Annotated in this window: 16 protein-coding genes; 8 read left to right on the top strand and 8 right to left on the bottom strand. The window is 72.1% G+C overall.

The genetic code is table 11. The features are described 5' to 3' along the window. On the bottom strand, positions 1-363 hold the full coding sequence (locus K8U61_RS01365; protein WP_224121165.1) for an Rv2175c family DNA-binding protein: 363 nt from the start codon (positions 361-363) through the stop codon (positions 1-3). Between the two features lie 139 nt (positions 364-502). On the opposite strand from K8U61_RS01365, the gene pknB reads away from it, so the two are divergent. From pknB to K8U61_RS01335, 6 genes are all read left to right on the top strand, one after another. Continuing rightward, positions 503-2,482, top strand: coding sequence for a Stk1 family PASTA domain-containing Ser/Thr kinase (gene pknB, locus K8U61_RS01360; protein WP_224121164.1), 1,980 nt, complete (start codon positions 503-505; stop codon positions 2,480-2,482). Between the two features lie 26 nt (positions 2,483-2,508). Then, positions 2,509-3,363, top strand: coding sequence for a deoxyribonuclease IV (locus K8U61_RS01355; protein WP_224121163.1), 855 nt, complete (start codon positions 2,509-2,511; stop codon positions 3,361-3,363). Continuing rightward, positions 3,356-4,246, top strand: a complete 891-nt coding sequence (locus K8U61_RS01350) for a DMT family transporter (RefSeq protein ID WP_224121162.1) — start codon at positions 3,356-3,358, stop codon at positions 4,244-4,246. The genes K8U61_RS01355 and K8U61_RS01350 overlap by 8 nt, the downstream gene beginning before the upstream one ends. A gap of 29 nt (positions 4,247-4,275) precedes the next feature. Continuing rightward, complete coding sequence (locus K8U61_RS01345) at positions 4,276-5,382, top strand: DNA glycosylase AlkZ-like family protein (protein WP_224121161.1); 1,107 nt, start codon at positions 4,276-4,278, stop codon at positions 5,380-5,382. A gap of 213 nt (positions 5,383-5,595) precedes the next feature. Next, on the top strand, positions 5,596-6,633 hold the full coding sequence (aroF, locus tag K8U61_RS01340; protein WP_263426475.1) for a 3-deoxy-7-phosphoheptulonate synthase: 1,038 nt from the start codon (positions 5,596-5,598) through the stop codon (positions 6,631-6,633). A gap of 10 nt (positions 6,634-6,643) precedes the next feature. Further along, the gene (locus tag K8U61_RS01335; protein ID WP_224121159.1) at positions 6,644-7,609 is read left to right on the top strand and encodes a discoidin domain-containing protein; all 966 of its coding nucleotides are present in this window, start codon (positions 6,644-6,646) and stop codon (positions 7,607-7,609) included. On the opposite strand, the gene K8U61_RS01330 is transcribed toward K8U61_RS01335, so the two are convergent. The 4 genes from K8U61_RS01330 to K8U61_RS01315 form a co-directional block, all read right to left on the bottom strand. Then, positions 7,570-8,208 (bottom strand): DUF2238 domain-containing protein, encoded by a 639-nt coding sequence (locus K8U61_RS01330; protein ID WP_224121158.1) that lies wholly within the window; start codon positions 8,206-8,208, stop codon positions 7,570-7,572. The genes K8U61_RS01335 and K8U61_RS01330 overlap by 40 nt on opposite strands. A gap of 35 nt (positions 8,209-8,243) precedes the next feature. Then, positions 8,244-8,540: a hypothetical protein gene (locus tag K8U61_RS01325; RefSeq protein ID WP_224121157.1), complete on the bottom strand. Its 297-nt coding sequence runs from the start codon at positions 8,538-8,540 to the stop codon at positions 8,244-8,246. A gap of 21 nt (positions 8,541-8,561) precedes the next feature. Next, positions 8,562-9,554 carry a threonine aldolase family protein gene (locus tag K8U61_RS01320; protein WP_224121156.1) on the bottom strand — a complete coding sequence of 331 codons (993 nt, stop codon included), beginning with the start codon at positions 9,552-9,554 and terminating at the stop codon, positions 8,562-8,564. A gap of 279 nt (positions 9,555-9,833) precedes the next feature. Continuing rightward, positions 9,834-11,180, bottom strand: coding sequence for a class II 3-deoxy-7-phosphoheptulonate synthase (locus tag K8U61_RS01315; RefSeq protein WP_224121155.1), 1,347 nt, complete (start codon positions 11,178-11,180; stop codon positions 9,834-9,836). Between the two features lie 150 nt (positions 11,181-11,330). Between K8U61_RS01315 and K8U61_RS01310 the strand changes: the two genes are divergently transcribed. Continuing rightward, a complete protein-coding gene (locus K8U61_RS01310; protein WP_224121154.1) occupies positions 11,331-11,861 on the top strand; it encodes a DUF4232 domain-containing protein in 531 nt (176 codons plus the stop codon). A 3-nt stretch (positions 11,862-11,864) separates the two neighbouring features. Here K8U61_RS01310 and K8U61_RS01305 read toward each other — a convergent pair whose 3' ends face one another. After that, positions 11,865-13,319 carry an APC family permease gene (locus tag K8U61_RS01305; RefSeq protein WP_224121153.1) on the bottom strand — a complete coding sequence of 485 codons (1,455 nt, stop codon included), beginning with the start codon at positions 13,317-13,319 and terminating at the stop codon, positions 11,865-11,867. Positions 13,320-13,471: 152 nt separating this feature from the next. Here K8U61_RS01305 and K8U61_RS01300 point away from each other — a divergent pair, with 152 nt between their 5' ends. Next, the gene (locus K8U61_RS01300) at positions 13,472-13,846 is read left to right on the top strand and encodes a hypothetical protein (protein WP_224121152.1); all 375 of its coding nucleotides are present in this window, start codon (positions 13,472-13,474) and stop codon (positions 13,844-13,846) included. A 7-nt stretch (positions 13,847-13,853) separates the two neighbouring features. On the opposite strand, the gene K8U61_RS01295 is transcribed toward K8U61_RS01300, so the two are convergent. After that, positions 13,854-14,882 (bottom strand): 6-phosphofructokinase, encoded by a 1,029-nt coding sequence (locus tag K8U61_RS01295; protein ID WP_224121151.1) that lies wholly within the window; start codon positions 14,880-14,882, stop codon positions 13,854-13,856. Positions 14,883-15,130: 248 nt separating this feature from the next. Beyond that, positions 15,131-16,354, bottom strand: coding sequence for a pyrophosphate--fructose-6-phosphate 1-phosphotransferase (locus tag K8U61_RS01290; RefSeq protein WP_224121150.1), 1,224 nt, complete (start codon positions 16,352-16,354; stop codon positions 15,131-15,133). Positions 16,355-16,466 lie beyond the last annotated feature (112 nt).

The following is a 16,466-nucleotide window of genomic DNA, read 5'->3' as shown; positions in this document are numbered from 1 at the left end:
CTACAGCATCGCCTGCGCGCGGCGCTTGACCTCCGAGCCGCGGTTCTCCCGCAGCGCGTCGATCGGGCGGCCCGGCAGGTCGTCGTCGGTGAAGATCCAGGCGATGCACTCGCGGTCGTCGTACCCGGCGTCGTGCAGCAGCGTCAGCAGCCCGGGCAGACCCTTGACGACCACGCCGTCCTGCACGAACCCCGCGGGCACCTGCTGCCCCGCGCCAGGGGACGGTACGGCGGCCGCGAGCTGGTGCTCGCGGATCATCGTCCGGACCCGGCTCACGCTGACCCCCAGCTGACGGGCGGTCTCGGCCCAGTCGTTCCAGTCCGGGACGAGGGCGGCCAGGTCGGCGTCGGCGAGCTTGTCCATGGCTCCATTCTGGCACCGCGCCCGGCGTGGTCCGCGCCACGCCGGGCGCCCGCCAACGCGGCGTGAGGCGGCGGCGTCCGTACGATTGGGGCCACTGAAGGTCCCGGATCCTTCCCCGTCCGGACACAGGAGGGTCGCTGTGCAGCCAGACCGGCACGCCGCTGGCGGCGCCAGCGACCCCATGACCGGGCGGCTCCTCGACGGCCGCTACCGGGTCGGGTCACGGATCGCACGCGGCGGCATGGCCAGTGTCTACGAGGCCACCGACCTCCGGCTCGACCGCACCGTCGCGGTCAAGATCATGCACCCGGGGATGGGGGACGACGCTGAGTTCGCGGCCCGCTTCGTCCGCGAGGCGCGGGCCGCCGCGCGGCTCTCCCACCCGAACGTCGTCGCGGTCTACGACCAGGGCGACGACGACGGCACCGTCTTCCTGGCGATGGAGCTCATCGACGGTCACACGCTGCGCGACGTGATCCGCAAGGAGAGCCCGATCCCGCCGGGGCGCGCGCTGGCGCTGCTCGAGCCGATCCTGTCCGCGCTCGCGTCCGCCCACCGGGCGGGGCTCATCCACCGCGACGTGAAGCCCGAGAACGTCCTCATCGCCGACGACGGCCGGATCAAGGTCGCCGACTTCGGCCTGGCCCGCGCGGTCAGCGCCGACACCCAGCACACCGCCACGGGCGGCGTCCTCATCGGCACCGTCTCCTACCTCGCGCCCGAGCTCGTGGTCGACGGTCGCGCCGACGCCCGCGCCGACGTCTACGCCGCCGGCGTGCTGCTCTTCGAGATGCTCACCGGCACCAAGCCCCACGAGGGCGAGTCGCCGATCCAGGTCGCCTACAAGCACGTCCACGAGGACGTCCCCGCGCCGTCGAGCGTGGTGCCCGGCATCCCGGCGTACGTCGACGCGCTGGTCGCGCGAGCGACCGCGCGCGACAAGGAGCTGCGCCCGTCCGACGCCGGCGTGCTGCTCCACCAGGTCCACCGGGTCAGCCACGCGCTGGCCGAGGGCGTCGTCGACGACGCCGACCTGACCGCCGACCTCACGCCGCTGCGGATGCGCTTCGAGGCCGCCGAGGCGCCCGGCCCCGACGACACCGCGCCGGAGCCCTTCGGGTCCGACGTCGTCCCGGCCTACGTCCCGCCCCCGCCGGGCGAGGTCACCACGCCGCTGCGCACGCTGCCGCGCCCCGCGGCCGCCCCTCCGGCCACCCGACCGCCCCGCCGCTCGCGCAAGGGCCTCGTGCTGCTGCTCGTGCTCCTGCTGCTGGTCGTCGGCGGCGGCGTGGGCGCGTGGTGGTTCCTCGACGGCCGCTACACCAACACACCCGGCGTGCTCGGCCTGACCAAGGCCGCCGCGACCGAGAAGCTCGACGACGCCGGCCTCGACGCGGCGTTCGGCGAGGAGGCCTACTCCGAGACCGTCCCCGCCGGCCGCGTGGTCGCCACCGACCCCGAGCCCGGCGCGAAGGTCGTCGACGGCGGCACCGTCACGGTGACGATCTCGCTCGGCAAGGAGCGGTACGACGTCCCGAAGCTCGCCGGCAAGACCGTCGACCAGGCCCAGGACGCGCTGACCGCGACGCACCTCGCCTACGGCGAGTCGGTCGAGCGCTGGTCCGACGACGTCGCCGAGGGCGTCGTCATCCGCACCGACCCCAAGGCCGGCACCACGCTGCGCCCGGACACGCCCGTCGACCTCGTCGTCAGCAAGGGCCCCCGGCCGGTGAACGTCCGCGACTGGACCGGCAAGGACGCCGACGCGGCCATGGCGTGGGCCGACAAGCACGGTCTCAACGGCAGGATCGCGTCCCAGGAGTACTCCGATGACGTGGCCGAGGGCGACGTCATCTCGCAGGACCCGACCGGCGGCAGCACCCTCCACCACGGCGACGACATCTCGTTCGTGGTCTCGCAGGGTCCGCCGCTCGTCGAGGTCCCGAACGTCCGCGCCCAGGGCGTCGACGCCGCGACCAAGACCCTCGAGGCGCTCGGCTTCCACGTGACCACCGAGAAGGCCGCCGGCTACCTCGGCCTCGGCTTCGTCTTCTCCCAGGACCCCGGCAGCGGCCAGAGCGTGCCCCGGGGCTCGACCATCACCCTGTCGATCATCTGACCCGGACGCGCCGATAGGTTGGCGCGATGCGCAACCCGATCGGCACCCACGTCCTGGTCGGCAAGGGCCTCGTGGACGGGGCGGTCGCACACGCCGACGAGCTCGGCTGCGAGACCTTCCAGGTCTTCGTGGGCAACCCGCGCGGCTGGGCGCTGACGGAGGGCAAGCCGGCCGAGGACGCGCGCTTCCGCGACCTGATGACCGAGCGGGGCACGCGCACCTTCATCCACGCGCCGTACCTGGTCAACCTCGGCTCGCCCACGGCGAAGACCTACGAGAGCTCGGTGGCCTCCGTCGCCCACAACCTCAAGCGGGCCGCGGAGATCGGGGCCGAGGGCGTGGTCGTGCACACGGGCTCGTACGTCGGCGACAGCGACGACTCGCGGGCCATGCGGCAGGTCCGCGAGGGACTGCTGCCGCTGCTCGAGGCCATCGAGGGCGAGGACGCTCCGTGGCTGCTCCTCGAGCCGACCGCCGGGCAGGGCCGGTCGCTGTGTGCGGGCGTCGAGGACCTCGCGCCCTACCTCGCCGCGCTCGACGACCACCCCAAGGCCGGCATCTGCCTCGACACCTGCCACGTCTTCGCGGCCGGCGCGCCGCTGGACGAGCCGGGCGGCACGACCGCGACCGTCGACCGGATCGTCGAGATCGGCGGGCCCGGCCGGCTGCGGCTGATCCACGCGAACGACTCGATGGACGTGCGCGGGGCCTTCAAGGACCGGCACCAGCGGATCGGCGAGGGGCACATCGGCGAGGCGGCCTTCGCGGAGCTCTTCGCGCACCCGGCCACCGAGGGCGTGCCCTTCATCCTCGAGACGCCGGACTCGCGCAGTGCCGACAACCGCGACATCCCGCTGCTCAAGCGTCTCCGCGATGGGTGAGCGGCGCACGTCGCTGCTCGCCACCCTGGTCCTGCTCGGGATCACGGCCTGCTGGGGCTCGACGTTCTTCCTGATCCACGACCTGCTCGACCGGGTGCCGGCGGTCGACTTCCTGGCGGTCCGCTTCTCGATCGCCGGCGTGCTGCTGCTCGTCGTCGCACCGAAGGCCGTCGTCCGGCTCTCCCCCGCGGCCCGTCGGCAGGCCGTCGTGCTCGGCGGCGTGTACGGCGTCGCGCAGATCCTCCAGACCCTCGGGCTCGCGCACACGCCCGCGAGCGTGTCCGGCTTCATCACCGGGATGTACGTCGTCGCGACACCGCTCTTCGCCGCCGTGCTGCTCCGCAACCGGATCACCGGCGCCACCTGGCTGGCCGTGCTCCTGGCCTTCGCCGGACTCGCGGTGCTGACCCTCGACGGCTTCTCGGTCGGGTACGGCGAGGCGCTCACCTTCGTGGCCGCGATGCTCTACGCGCTGCACATCGTGGGACTCGGGGCCTGGTCGAACGCCCGTGACGCCCTCGGCATGTCGATCCTCCAGGTGGTCATGGTGGCGGTGATCTGCCTGGTCGCCAGCGCACCGCACGGCATCGTGCTGCCGTCGACCGGTCGGGACTGGCTCTCGGTCGTCTACATGGCGGTCTTCCCGGCGGCCCTGGCGCTGCTCGGCCAGACCTGGGCGCAGGCCCATCTCTCCGCCACCCGCACCGCGATCGTGATGAGCATGGAGCCCGTGTTCGCGGCCTTCTTCGCGGTGCTGCTCGGCGGCGAGTCGCTCACCACCCGCATGCTGCTCGGCGGCGTCCTCGTCCTCGTCGCGATGCTGACCGTCGAGCTCACCCCGCGGCGTCACCTCGAGGGCGAGGTGCCGCACATCGCGGTCTGACGTCGGTGGCGCCGCCTAGGGTCGACCCCGTGCACCAGCTGACCCGCGAGCAGGCCCGGCGGATCGCGGTGCGCGCGCAGCTGCTCACCGCGCCGCGGCCCGACGACCTGCTGGAGGTCGTGCGTCACCTGATGGTGCTGCAGGCCGAGCCGACGAGCGCGATCGCGCCGAGCGCCGACCTGGTGCTGTGGAGCAGGCTCGGGTCGTCGTACGACGTGGGCGAGCTGCGCGACGCCGTCGACGAGCAGCGGCTGGTCGAGCTGCAGGGCTTCGTGCGGCCGGCCGAGGACGTCGCGCTCTTCCGCGCCGAGATGGCGGCCTGGCCGGGCGTCGGCGAGCTGAAGCCGTGGCAGGTCCAGCGCCAGGAGTGGGTCGAGGCCAACGACGGGTGCCGACGCGACCTGCTCGAGCGCCTGCGTGCCGACGGACCGCTGCCCGCGAGCGAGCTGCCCGACAGCTGCGAGGTGCCGTGGCAGTCCTCGGGCTGGAACAACGACCGCAACGTCCGGATGCTGCTCCAGATGATGGTCGCGCGCGGCGAGGTCGCCGGTGCCGGCCGGCGGGGCCGCGAGCAGCTGTGGGACCTCGCCGAGCGCGTCTACCCCGACGACCCCGTGCCGCCGGTCGACGAGGCCGACCGGCTCGTCCGCGAGCGCCGGCTGCGCGCGCTCGGCATCGCCCGCGCCAAGGCCGCGCTCGCCCCTGGCGAGCCCCACTCCGTCGGTGAGGTCGGCGAGCCCGCGGTCGTCGAGGGCACGAAGGGCCAGTGGCGGGTCGACCCGGCCGCGCTCGACGGGTCCTTCGACGGACGCGCCGCGCTGCTCTCGCCGTTCGACCGGCTCGTCCAGGACCGCAAGCGGATGACCGAGCTGTTCGGCTTCGACTACCAGCTGGAGATGTACAAGCCGGCGGCCCAGCGCAGATGGGGCTACTACGCCCTGCCCGTGCTCGTGGGCGACCGGCTCGTCGGCAAGCTCGACGCGACCGCCGACCGCACCGCCGGGGCGCTCTACGTCGACGCGCTGCACCTCGACGTGGAGCTGACCGCCGCGGAGCGCGACGCCGTCGAGGCGGAGGTCGCCGACCTCGCGGCGTGGCTGCGACTGGTCCTCGTCGACCAGCGGTCCACATCGTGAATGGCGTGGCGACCGTCACCCGCCCTCGCCTACCCTGACGGGGTGCTGCTGACCTATGCCTTTGGACACTCGCCGGGTGCACCCGTGCGGGCCGTCCTGTCGTAGGCAGCCCCACCCAACCAACGCCCCCGGCCATGTCCGTGGGGCGTTTCGTGTGTCAGGCCCCGAGGACGTGGCCTCTCCTCAGAGAAGAGAGATCCCATGGTCGTCGTCATGTCCCCCGATGCCACCGACGAGGACGTCGCGCACGTCGTCGAGAAGGTCGAGAGCGTCGGCGGCGAGGCCTTCGTGTCCAAGGGTGTCGTCCGCACCATCATCGGCCTGGTCGGCGACATCGAGTCCTTCCACCACCTCAACCTGCGCACCCTCAAGGGCGTCGCGGACGTCCACCGCATCTCCGACCCCTACAAGCTGGTCAGCCGGCAGCACCACCCCGACCGCTCCACGGTCTGGGTCGGGCGCCCGGGTCAGCAGGTGCCGATCGGGCCCGAGACGTTCACGTTCATCGCCGGTCCGTGCGCGGTCGAGAGCCCGCAGCAGACCCTCGAGGCCGCCCAGATGGCCAAGTCCGCGGGCGCGACGATCCTGCGTGGCGGGGCCTACAAGCCGCGCACCTCGCCGTACGCCTTCCAGGGCCTGGGCATCGCGGGCCTCGAGATCCTCGGCGCCGTCGGCGAGGCGACCGGGCTGCCGATCGTCACCGAGGTCGTCGACGCGCGCGACGTCGCCGTGGTGGCCGAGCACGCCGACATGCTCCAGGTCGGCACCCGCAACATGGCCAACTTCGGGCTGCTGCAGGCCGTGGGCGACGCCGGCCGGCCGGTGCTGCTCAAGCGCGGCATGACCGCGACCATCGAGGAGTGGCTGATGGCGGCCGAGTACATCGCCCAGCGCGGCAACCTCGACGTCGTCCTGTGCGAGCGCGGCATCCGCACGTTCGAGCCGTCGACGCGCAACACCCTCGACATCTCCGCGGTGCCGGTCGTGCAGGCGACCAGCCACCTGCCGATCATCGTCGACCCCTCGCACGCCTCGGGCCGCAAGGACCTCGTCGTCCCGCTGTCGCGGGCGGCGATCGCGGTCGGCGCGGACGGCGTCATCGTCGACGTGCACCCGACGCCGGAGACCGCGCTCTGCGACGGCCCGCAGGCACTCCTCGGCGCCGAGCTGCGCGACCTCGCGCAGGCCGTACGCCGTCTGCCCGACCTGGTCGGCCGCCGTCCGGCAGTGGCAGCGGGGGCCGTGTCCTAGTCTGACGGCCGTGAAGTACTGCTCCAGCTGCGGGCACGAGCTCGGCGTCGGCCGCTACTGCACCAACTGCGGCCAGCCCGTCGAGCCCGCTGGTGCGTGGCGCACCGACACCGCCGAGCGCGCCGCCGTGCCGCCGGAGGCGCCGCCGTCCGCGCCCCCGTCCACCCCGCCGGCGGAGCCGCCGACCCCGCACACACCGCCGCCGCCGGCGCGCTTCCCCCTCTTCGCCGACGAGGTGGAGGACGAGGGCGCGGCGTACGACGACGTGCCCGAGGACGAGCTGGTCCCCTACGAGAGCTGGGGTCCCGCCCAGCACCGGCGCCGGGTGCTGTGGCCGTGGCTCGCGGGGGCCGCGGTGCTGCTGGTCGTCATCGGCATCGGGTTGGTGCTGCTCACGGGCAGTGACGACGAGCCGTCGACGTCGAGCGACCCGGACAGCCCGGCGAGCAGCCCCCACCACGGCAAGACCCGCAAGCCGTCGACGAACCCGTCGGCGGGCTCCGACACCCAGCCGGGCGACGTCGCCGCCGACTCCTCGGTGACCGTCCCCGCGACCGCGCCGCCCGGGCAGGACGCCGACGGCAACCGGACGACGTACGTCGCCGCCAACATGCTCGACGGCGACCCGTCGACCGCGTGGCGGATGGCGGGCGACGGCTCCGGCGAGGAGGTCGTCGTCACCCTGCCCGAGGAGGCCCACCTGACCTCGGTCGGGCTGGTCAACGGCTACGCGAAGACCACCGACGGGATCGACTGGTACCACGGCAACCGCCGCATCCAGAGCGTGCAGTGGGTCTTCGACGACGGCTCGACCGTCGACCAGGACCTCGGCGACACCACCGACCTGCAGTCGACGGACGTCGACGTCACCACCACGAAGGTCACGCTGCGCCTGGTCACGGTGTCGGCGCCGGGCAAGGGCGCGTCGTCGCGTGACTACACCGCGATCAGCGACTTGTCCCTGATCAGCGGCTGATCGGTGATCCGGCCCGTGTGGCTGAGCCGGTGCACCACCAGCGCGCCGACCAGCGCGCCGACGGTGCCGGTGCAGAGGTCGCCGAGGGTGTCGCCGTAAGCGTCGAAGCGGTCGCCGTAGAGGCGCAGGAAGGCGAGGTACTCCCCCACCTCCCAGATGATCGCGGCCGTCGCTCCGAAGGCCAGCGCGCGCTCGAGGCAGGCACCGAGCGACGCCGAGCGCGGCAGGGTCAGCAGGATGACGCCGCCGGTGAGCAGTGCGAGGTTGCCGAAGTGCATCCAGTCGTCGAACGAGCGGAGCGTGTCGTAGAGGTTGAGCCGGTTGCCGAGGATGTCGCTGAAGCACGGGATCGTGATCAGCAGGTCGGCCAGCCACGGGTAGGCGCGGTCGCGCCAGAAGAGGTACCACGCGGCCGGCACCAGGAAGGCCATCAAGGGGTAGCTGATCGCCCGGGCCACGGCCGCCTTGCCACGCAGGTGACCGAGATCGGGATGGCTGAGCGCGACCCAGAGCAACATGATGAGGCCGAGCTTGGCCACGACGTTCGCGGTGCGGACCAGCGCGGGAGCAGGTCGGGTGCTCACCAGCGCGTCGGTCACACCCCTGATCGTACGCCGTTCCGCACAGCCGACTCTCAGCAGTCGAGCGCGTCCCGGACGGCCTCGGACATGTCGCCCTCGAACTGCTGGTCGTCGGACTGCTCGTCCGGATCGGGGTAGAACGCGCAGTAGAGGTCGCGTTCCTGTGCCCGGGACCGGTGCGTCTCCCAGGCGGTGATCCCGCTGAAGACCGCGGCCACGACCGCCGCCACGGAGATCACCTGGAGCAGCAGGAGCCTGGTCCGCTCCCGGTCGCGCGGGGGCTTCGGCGGCTTGGGCGGCTTCGCCGACCCGATGCTGTCCTCGTGGTCCAGGGAGTCGCGGGCGTCCATGGCTGGACCCTAGGGCCGGACCTAGATGCTGGCGAGCACCGACGCGGCCTTCTCGGCGTCCTCGCGGGTGACGTCGAGGTGCGTGACGAGGCGTACGGCGGTCGGCCCGACCGCCGAGACCAGCACCCCTGCCTCGCGGGCGGACGCGACGAAGTCGGCGGCGTCGTGGCGCGGGACCACCACGATGTTGGTCTCGACCGTCGCCGGGTCGACGCCGCAGGCCTCGGCCAGCAGGCGAGCGTCGTCGTGGTCGTCCGCGAGCCGCTCGACGTGGTGGTCGAGGGCGTGCAGGCCCGCGGCGGCGAGGATGCCCACCTGACGCATGCCCCCGCCCATCCGCTTGCGCCGGATCCGCGCCTCGGCGATCGCGTCGCTCGAGCCGACCATGAGCGAGCCGACCGGCGCGCCGAGACCCTTGGACAGGCAGACCGCGAGCACGTCCGCGACCGCGCCGTACTCCGCGAGCGGGGTGGCGGTCGCGACGTGGGCGTTCCAGATCCGGGCACCGTCGAGGTGGATGCCGGCGCCGACGCCGGTGGCGAACTCGCGCAGGTCGCGGAGGTCCTGGAGCGGGAGCACCGCGCCGCCGGCGAAGTTGTGGGTGTTCTCGACCGCGATCGCCGCCGTGCGCACGAAGAACGGGCCCATGTCGGGCGCGAACATGCTCCGGATCGTCGGCAGGTCGACCTGGCCGCGCGGGTGGATCCAGGTGCGCATCGTCAGGCCGGTGAACGCGCCGTGGGCGCCGAGCTCCGCGCGCGCGATGTGGGCGCTCGCCTCGCAGAGCACCTCCTGTCCGGGCTGCACCAGCGAGGCGACGGCGAGCACGTTGGCCATCGAGCCGGTCGGCATGAAGAGCGCCGCCTCGTGGCCGAAGAGACCGGCGACCCGCTCCTCCAGCCGCTGGACGGTCGGGTCCTCGCCGTACACGTCGTCGCCGACCTCGGCGCGCGCCATCGCGGCGCGCATCTCGTCGGTGGGCTTGGTCAGGGTGTCGGAGCGGAGGTCGATCACGAGGTCTTGACTACCACGGCGGGTGACCAGCCCGAGGTGGCGGACCCCTCGTGGGTCCGGGCGCGCACCTTCCACGTCCCGGTGCGGTGGAAGCCGCCGCTCGGGGGGGCCCGGGCGGGGTCCCCCGGCCCGGCGCGCGAGGCCCCCCCGCCGCCCCAACAAACTCCCCAGCGCCGTCAGGCGTTCCGTTGTGTTTCGACCCGCCCGTCGCTCGTCCTCGCAGGCTCGGCCGAGCGGGGCTTGCTCAACCCTCCTCGCGACACGACGGCGTTCGCGAGCTCACGCCGTCGTTGCTCGGAGCATCTCCGCGACGAGGAACGCCAGCTCGAGGGACTGCACCCGGTTGAGGCGCGGGTCGACGACGGACTCGTAGCGGTGCGCGAGGCCGGCCTCGTCGATCTCCTCGCCGCCGCCGATGCACTCGGTGACGTCGTCGCCGGTCATCTCGACGAGCACGCCACCGGGCCAGGTGCCGAGCGCACGATGGACGTCGAAGAAGCCCTGGACCTCGTCGATGACGTCGTCGAAGCGGCGGGTCTTGTAGCCGGTGCTCGACTCGAAGGTGTTGCCGTGCATCGGGTCGCACACCCACGCGACCTTGATGCCGGCCGCGGTGACCTTCTCGACCAGGTGCGGCAGGCCGTCGCGGATCTTGCCGGCGCCGAAGCGGGTGATGAAGGTGAGCCGCCCCTCCTCGTTGTCGGGGTTGAGCTTCTCGGCCAGCGCGATCGCGTCGTCCGCGGAGGCGCTCGGGCCGAGCTTGCAGCCGATCGGGTTGGCGATGTGGCGGAAGTACTCCACATGCGCGCCGTCGAGCTGCCGGGTCCGCTCACCGATCCAGACGAAGTGGCCGGAGACGTTGTAGGGCTTCTCGGTGCGCGAGTCGATGCGGGTCATCGCGTGCTCGTACTCCAGCAGCAGCGCCTCGTGGCTGGAGTGGAAGTCGACCCGCTTGAGCTCGTCGGCGTCGACGCCGATCGCGTCCATGAAGCCGAGCGCCTTGTCGATCTCGCCGGCCAGGGCCTCGTAGCGCTGGCCCGCGACCGACGTGCGGACGAAGTCGGTGTTCCAGGTGTGCACCTGGCGCAGGTCGGCGTAGCCACCGGTGACGAACGCGCGGACCAGGTTGAGCGTCGCCGCGGAGGCGTTGTAGACGTCGAGCAGCCGGGTCGGGTCCGGGATCCGCGACTCCGGGGTGAAGTCGAAGCCGTTGACGGCGTCGCCGCGGTAGGCCGGCAGCGTGACGCCGTCGCGGGTCTCCATGTCGGAGGAGCGCGGCTTGGCGTACTGGCCGGCCAGCCGGCCGAGCTTCACCACCGGCACGGAGCCGGCGTAGGTCAGGATGACCGCCATCTGCAGCAGCACGCGCAGCTTGTTGCGCACGTTGTCGGCCGTGACCTCCGCGAACGTCTCGGCGCAGTCGCCGCCCTGGAGCAGGAACGCCTCGCCGCGCGACACCGCGGCCATCTTGGCCTTGAGGTCGTCGCACTCACCCGCGAAGACCAGCGGCGGCATGGTGCGCAGCCGGGCGACGTTGGCCGCGACGGCGTCGGCGTCGGGGTACGTCGGCTGCTGGGCGGCGCCCAGGGCGTGCAGGGCGGCGAGGTCGGGGACGGTGCTGCTCACCGGTCCAGGGTACGGCGGGACGCCCGACTCCCCCGATTCGGCGGCCGGCGCCGAGACGGCGCCACCAGACCCTCCTCGGGTTGGCGGTCGACAACCAACCCGGGCCGTCGGGCCGTCCCATCGGCAGGTCCGGGAGGCAAGGAGCAGCGCATGGGTCGAAGAGAAGGAGCGGTCGCGCTGCTGCTCGCCGTCCTGATGACCTTCTGCGCGGCGGCGCCCCGGACGGGTGGGGCGCAGGCGACCCGGACGCGCACGTGTGCCGCCGGCCAGGTCCGGCTCGAGGTCACCGCGGCCGACTCGGTGATGTCGCAGCCGTTCGTCGACATCGCGGTGATCGACACCGGACCGGCGTCCTGCACCCTGCGGGGCTACCCCCGCCTCCGGGCACCGGGCCACCGGCTCCGGGTGCGGCACGGGGTCTACGAGCGCGGCGACCCGCGCCCCACGTCCGTCGCCGTCCGGCCGGGTCGGGGCGCCGTGTTCTCCGTCGGCACCGCCACCGCCTACCAGGGCGGGAGGCGCCTGACCACGCTCTCCCGGCTGGCGGTGGTCCTGCCCGGATCGGACACGGCCCTCCCCGTCCGGGTCGACCTGCCGGCCACCCGACCGGCCGGACGGGCGTTCCCGGTCGGGGTCACCGCGATCACGCCTGCGAGGCGCACGGGGACGCCCCGGCGCTAGGTCCTAGTCCTCGAGGTGCTCGATGTCGCGGAAGCCGGTCTTCTGGGCACGGACGCCACGGTTGGTCATCCAGGTCAGCGCCCACAGCACGATGCCGATGGCGAGCATCCCGCCACCGACGGAGTACTGGATCCAGTCGTCGCGGTCCCGCGCCCACGGCCCGGCCAGGTAGAGGCACGCCACCGCGCCGACGAGCGGGGTCCACGCCGGTGCCCGGAAGCCCTCCGCGGTGGTGTGGTCGCGGCGCAGCACCAGACAGGCGATGTTGACCACCGCGAAGACGCAGAGCAGGAGCAGCGCCGTCGTGCCCGACAGGGCCGTGATGACCGACGTGTCGGCGAGGAAGGTGACCAGCACGATCAGGGCGAGGGCGAGCAGCGTGGAGAAGAAGATCCCGGCGTACGGCGTGCGCCGGCCCGGCAAGACCTTGCCGAGGGTGCGCGGCAGCACGTCCTGCTGGGCCATGCCGTAGAGCAGCCGGCTGGCCATCAGCATGTTGATCAGCGCGGTGTTGGCCACCGCGACCACCGTCAGGAACGGGAAGATCCGATCGACGGGCAGGTCCGGCGCGCCCAGGGAGACCACCGACAGGAGGATCTTGCCGTCCTCCCCCACCACGGTCTCGATCTCACCCTCGGGGATCACCGCGATCACCGAGACGGCGACCAGGACGTAGAACACCACGGCGATGCCGAGACCCGTGAGCATGATCCGCGGGAAGACCTTCACCGGGTCCTGGGTCTCCTCGACCATGTTGACCGAGTCCTCGAAGCCGACCATGGCGAAGAACGCGATCGCGGTGGCGACGGTGACGGCCAGGAAGACCCCGCGGTCGGAGTCGGAGCTGAAGACGACGAGACGACCCATGTCGGCGTCGCCCCGACCGATGACCCAGAAGCCGATCGCGATCACGACCACGAGCGCGCTCATCTCGATGACGGTCAGCACGACGTTGAACTTCACGCTCTCCCCGACGCCGCGCAGGTTGATCAGCGCCAGCAGCACCATGAACGCGATCGCGACCAGGGTGATCGCCGTGTTGCCCTGCGGGACGTGCCAGCCGTTGACGTCGAAGCCCGCGAGCAGGTTGGTGGCGAGGAGGTTGGCCGACGTCGAGGCACTGGTGATGCCGGAGCAGACGACGGCGAAGGCGACCAGGAAGGTGACGAAGTGGATGCCGAAGGCCTTGTGCGTGTAGAGAGCGGCCCCCGCGGCCTGGGGGTACTTGGTGACCAGCTCGAGATAGGACAGCGCCGTCAGCGTCGCCACCGCGAACGCGACCAGGAAGGGGACCCACACGATCCCGCCGACCTCGAGGGCCATCTGGCCGGTCACGGCGTAGATCCCGGCACCGAGGATGTCGCCGACGATGAAGAGCAGGAGCAGCTTCGGCCCCATCACCCGCTTCAGGTCGGGAGTCGGTCCGTTGACGTCGGCCTCGGCGCTCTGGGTCGTCATGGATCCACCCTGCCCCTGACCTGCCCGGTCTAACCAGGGGCGGCGGCCATTCGGCTGACATGCGCGCTGCGGCTTCGTACCGTCGGCGCATGCGCCGTCTCCGCAACGACACCTACCTCCCGGCGCCCGAAGAGAGCCGGGCGGACTGACCAGTGTCGTTCGACGTGCACCTCCAGGGCTTCGCGGCCGGCGAGGCATCGGGAACAGGCGGTGACCTGGCCCGGTCGACGTTGGCGCCGTACGTCGTCCGGGAGGACGGGGCCTTCCTGCTGGTCCGCCACGGTGACGGCGAGGCCGACGTCTACCTCCACGACGACGGGATGATGGCGAACCACCTGTCCGGGCGAGACGTCTGGGACGTCGTGGTCGAGTGCGCGCGGAGCGCCGGGTGGGCGATCATGCCGATCGGACATCCGACCTGCGTGACCTCGGCGGACCTGGTCGCAGATCTCCCCGAGGAGCTGGCCGACGGCGCCGTCGTCGTCGCCACCGGCGCTGACCTGCTCGACGTCGTCACGTCGGGCTGAGCGGCACTCAGCCGAAGAAGACCTGCGCCTCGGCGTACTCCGCCGGGCTGACCAGCTTGAGCTCGCCGGTGCCCTCGATGAGCGGGACCCGGACGATGGCGGTGCCGCGCAGCGCCATCATGGTGCCGAACTCACCGTCGGCGACGGCGTCGATGGCCTGGAGGCCGAAGCGGGTGGCCAGCCAGCGGTCGAACGCCGTCGGCGTGCCGCCGCGCTGGATGTGGCCCAGGACGACCGCGCGGGCCTCCTTGCCGGTGCGCTTCTCGATCTCGGCGGCGATCCGGTCGCCGATGCCGCCGAGGCGGACGTGGCCGAAGTCGTCGAGCTCGCCGGACACGAGCGTCATGTCGCCGCCCTCGCGCGGGACGGCACCCTCGGAGACCACGAGGATCGGCGCGTAGCGCGACTCGAAGCGGCTCTCGATGAGCGCGCAGACCTCCTCGATGTCGAAGGGCTGCTCGGGGATCAGCACGATGTTGGCGCCGCCGGCGATGCCGGAGTGCAGCGCGATCCAGCCGGCGTGCCGGCCCATCACCTCGACGACGAGCACCCGGTGGTGGGACTCGGCGGTCGTGTGCAGCCGGTCGATGGCCTCGGTGGCGATGTTGACGGCGGTGTCGAAGCCGAAGGTGAAGTCGGTGCCCGAGAGGTCGTTGTCGATCGTCTTGGGTACTCCGACGACGTGCACGCCGAGGTCGGCCAGCTTGGTGGCGACGCCGAGCGTGTCCTCGCCGCCGATCGCGACGAGCGCGTCCACGCCGTCCTTGGCGAGGTTGTCCTTGATCCGCTCCACGCCGTTGTCGAGCTTGAACGGGTTGGTGCGCGAGGAGCCGAGGATGGTGCCGCCGCGCGGCAGGATGCCGCGGCACTGCTCGATCCCGAGCTCCATGGTCACGCCCTCGAGCGGCCCCCGCCAGCCGTCGCGGTAGCCGACGAACTCGAAGCCGTGCTCCTTGACGCCCTTGCGGACCACGGCCCGGATGACGGCGTTGAGGCCGGGGCAGTCCCCGCCTCCGGTGAGTACTCCGACGCGCATGACGGGCTCCTGGTTCGAGACGGTGTCCTACCCAGCCCGTCCGACTCTAGGGGCCGCTCCCGGAGGCCGCTAGGGCCAGGCGTCCTCGTGTCCTGAATCAGAAGTTCGTGTGCGCTTCGCGCACACATCGCACGCACCTCGCTGCGTTGCCGTCGCTCGCTGGACGACCGGGTAGAGCTTCGCTCCGGCGCCTTGCGATGCACACACGCTGAGCACGCGCAGTGCGCATGAACTTCCGACTCAGGACACTAGCGCGTCGGAGCCAGGGAGCCGAGCGGCTGGCCGATCTGCTGCATGAGGTCGCCGAACCAGCGCTCGGACGGGTCGAACGCCTTGCCGCCCTTGATCCGCGAGAACTCGCAGACCCGCAGCACGTCGCCGGCCTCCTCGTCGTGGCCCACGACGCCGCTCTCGCCGCGCAGCGCGGCGTCGGCCGCGAGGTCGGCGCACGCGCGGATCAGCGCCAGGTCCTCGGCGTTCGCCGCGGCGGACCGGGAGAAGTAGCCGCTCTTCTGGACCATCGTCTTCTCGGCGCCGACCATGCCGGCGAACTGCTTGGCGAACCAGGCGCCGGGGTTGATGGTGTCGAGCTTGACGTGACCGAAGGCGTCCCGCTTGGGCTCCTCGCCCCGGGCGAGCATCTCGGCGACGATGGTCGAGACGCCCGCGCCCTCGGAGAGGAAGAGGTTGACGCAGCCGGTCTCGTCCATGATCGCCTTGAGCCGCTCGGCCTCGGCCGCGATGTCGAAGTCGAGCTCGGGGACGTAGACGCCGTGGATCTCCCAGCTGCGGCGGGTGTTGTCGCCGAAGCCGGAGAACTCCTGGGTGTCGAGCCAGTCCTGGTAGCGCGCCGCGGTGGCCGCGGTCAGCCAGCCGCAGTGGCGGCCCATCACCTCGTGGACGATGAGCATCCGCGGGTTGGAGGAGTGCTCGGCGACGATGTTGCGCGCGAAGAGCGCACCCTGCTCGGCGGCGGTCCAGGCGCCGAGGGACTGCCGGATCGGGACGACGTCGTTGTCGATCGTCTTGGGCAGGCCGACGACGGTCAGCTCGTACCCGTTGTCGTGGAGGTAGGCCGCGAGGTCGGCCGCGGTCGTGTTGGTGTCGTCGCCGCCGATGGTGTGCAGCACGTCGACGCCGTCCTTGGTCAGCTGCTCCGCGGCCACGTGGAGCGGGTCCTGCCCCTCGGCGACCAGGCCGCGCTTCACGCAGTCCTTGACGTTGGTGAGCTTGACCCGGCTGTTGCCGAGCGGGCTGCCGCCGAAGCGGTGCAGCAGGTGCGCCCGCTCGCGGTCCTCCGGGGTCACCGTGAGGTGGTCGCCGCGGAGCAGCCCGGCGTACCCGTCGCGGTAGCCGATGATCTCGATCGCCGAGTCGAGGGCGGTGTAGCGCTCGATGAGGGCACCGACCGCGGAGGACAGGCACGGGGCCAGGCCACCGGCGGTGAGGAGGGCGACGCGACGGACGGTCATGGACGGCTACTTCTTCCGGGAGCGAGACATGCTTTGGTCCTTCCAAGACTAAAGGAGGCGACCTCAGAAATCGCTACTGTCGGCGCATGAGCACCCCACGACGTTCTTCACC

It is taken from the genome of Nocardioides mangrovi (assembly GCF_020073815.1).
Taxonomy (GTDB): domain Bacteria; phylum Actinomycetota; class Actinomycetes; order Propionibacteriales; family Nocardioidaceae; genus Nocardioides; species Nocardioides mangrovi.
Note: the sequence above shows the minus strand (reverse complement) of the source record. Positions and strands in the feature narration are given on the sequence as shown.

Bases quoted from the DNA above. Each gene is read 5' to 3' on its own strand.
- K8U61_RS01365 (WP_224121165.1), bottom strand. From the start codon at position 363: ATGGACAAGCTCGCCGACGCCGACCTGGCCGCCCTCGTCCCGGACTGG.
- K8U61_RS01355 (WP_224121163.1), top strand. From the start codon at position 2,509: ATGCGCAACCCGATCGGCACCCACGTCCTGGTCGGCAAGGGCCTCGTG.
- K8U61_RS01350 (WP_224121162.1), top strand. From the start codon at position 3,356: ATGGGTGAGCGGCGCACGTCGCTGCTCGCCACCCTGGTCCTGCTCGGG.
- aroF (WP_263426475.1), top strand. From the start codon at position 5,596: ATGTCCCCCGATGCCACCGACGAGGACGTCGCGCACGTCGTCGAGAAG.
- K8U61_RS01325 (WP_224121157.1), bottom strand. From the start codon at position 8,540: ATGGACGCCCGCGACTCCCTGGACCACGAGGACAGCATCGGGTCGGCG.
- K8U61_RS01310 (WP_224121154.1), top strand. From the start codon at position 11,331: ATGGGTCGAAGAGAAGGAGCGGTCGCGCTGCTGCTCGCCGTCCTGATG.
- K8U61_RS01305 (WP_224121153.1), bottom strand. From the start codon at position 13,319: ATGACGACCCAGAGCGCCGAGGCCGACGTCAACGGACCGACTCCCGAC.
- K8U61_RS01295 (WP_224121151.1), bottom strand. From the start codon at position 14,882: ATGCGCGTCGGAGTACTCACCGGAGGCGGGGACTGCCCCGGCCTCAAC.
- K8U61_RS01290 (WP_224121150.1), bottom strand. From the start codon at position 16,354: ATGACCGTCCGTCGCGTCGCCCTCCTCACCGCCGGTGGCCTGGCCCCG.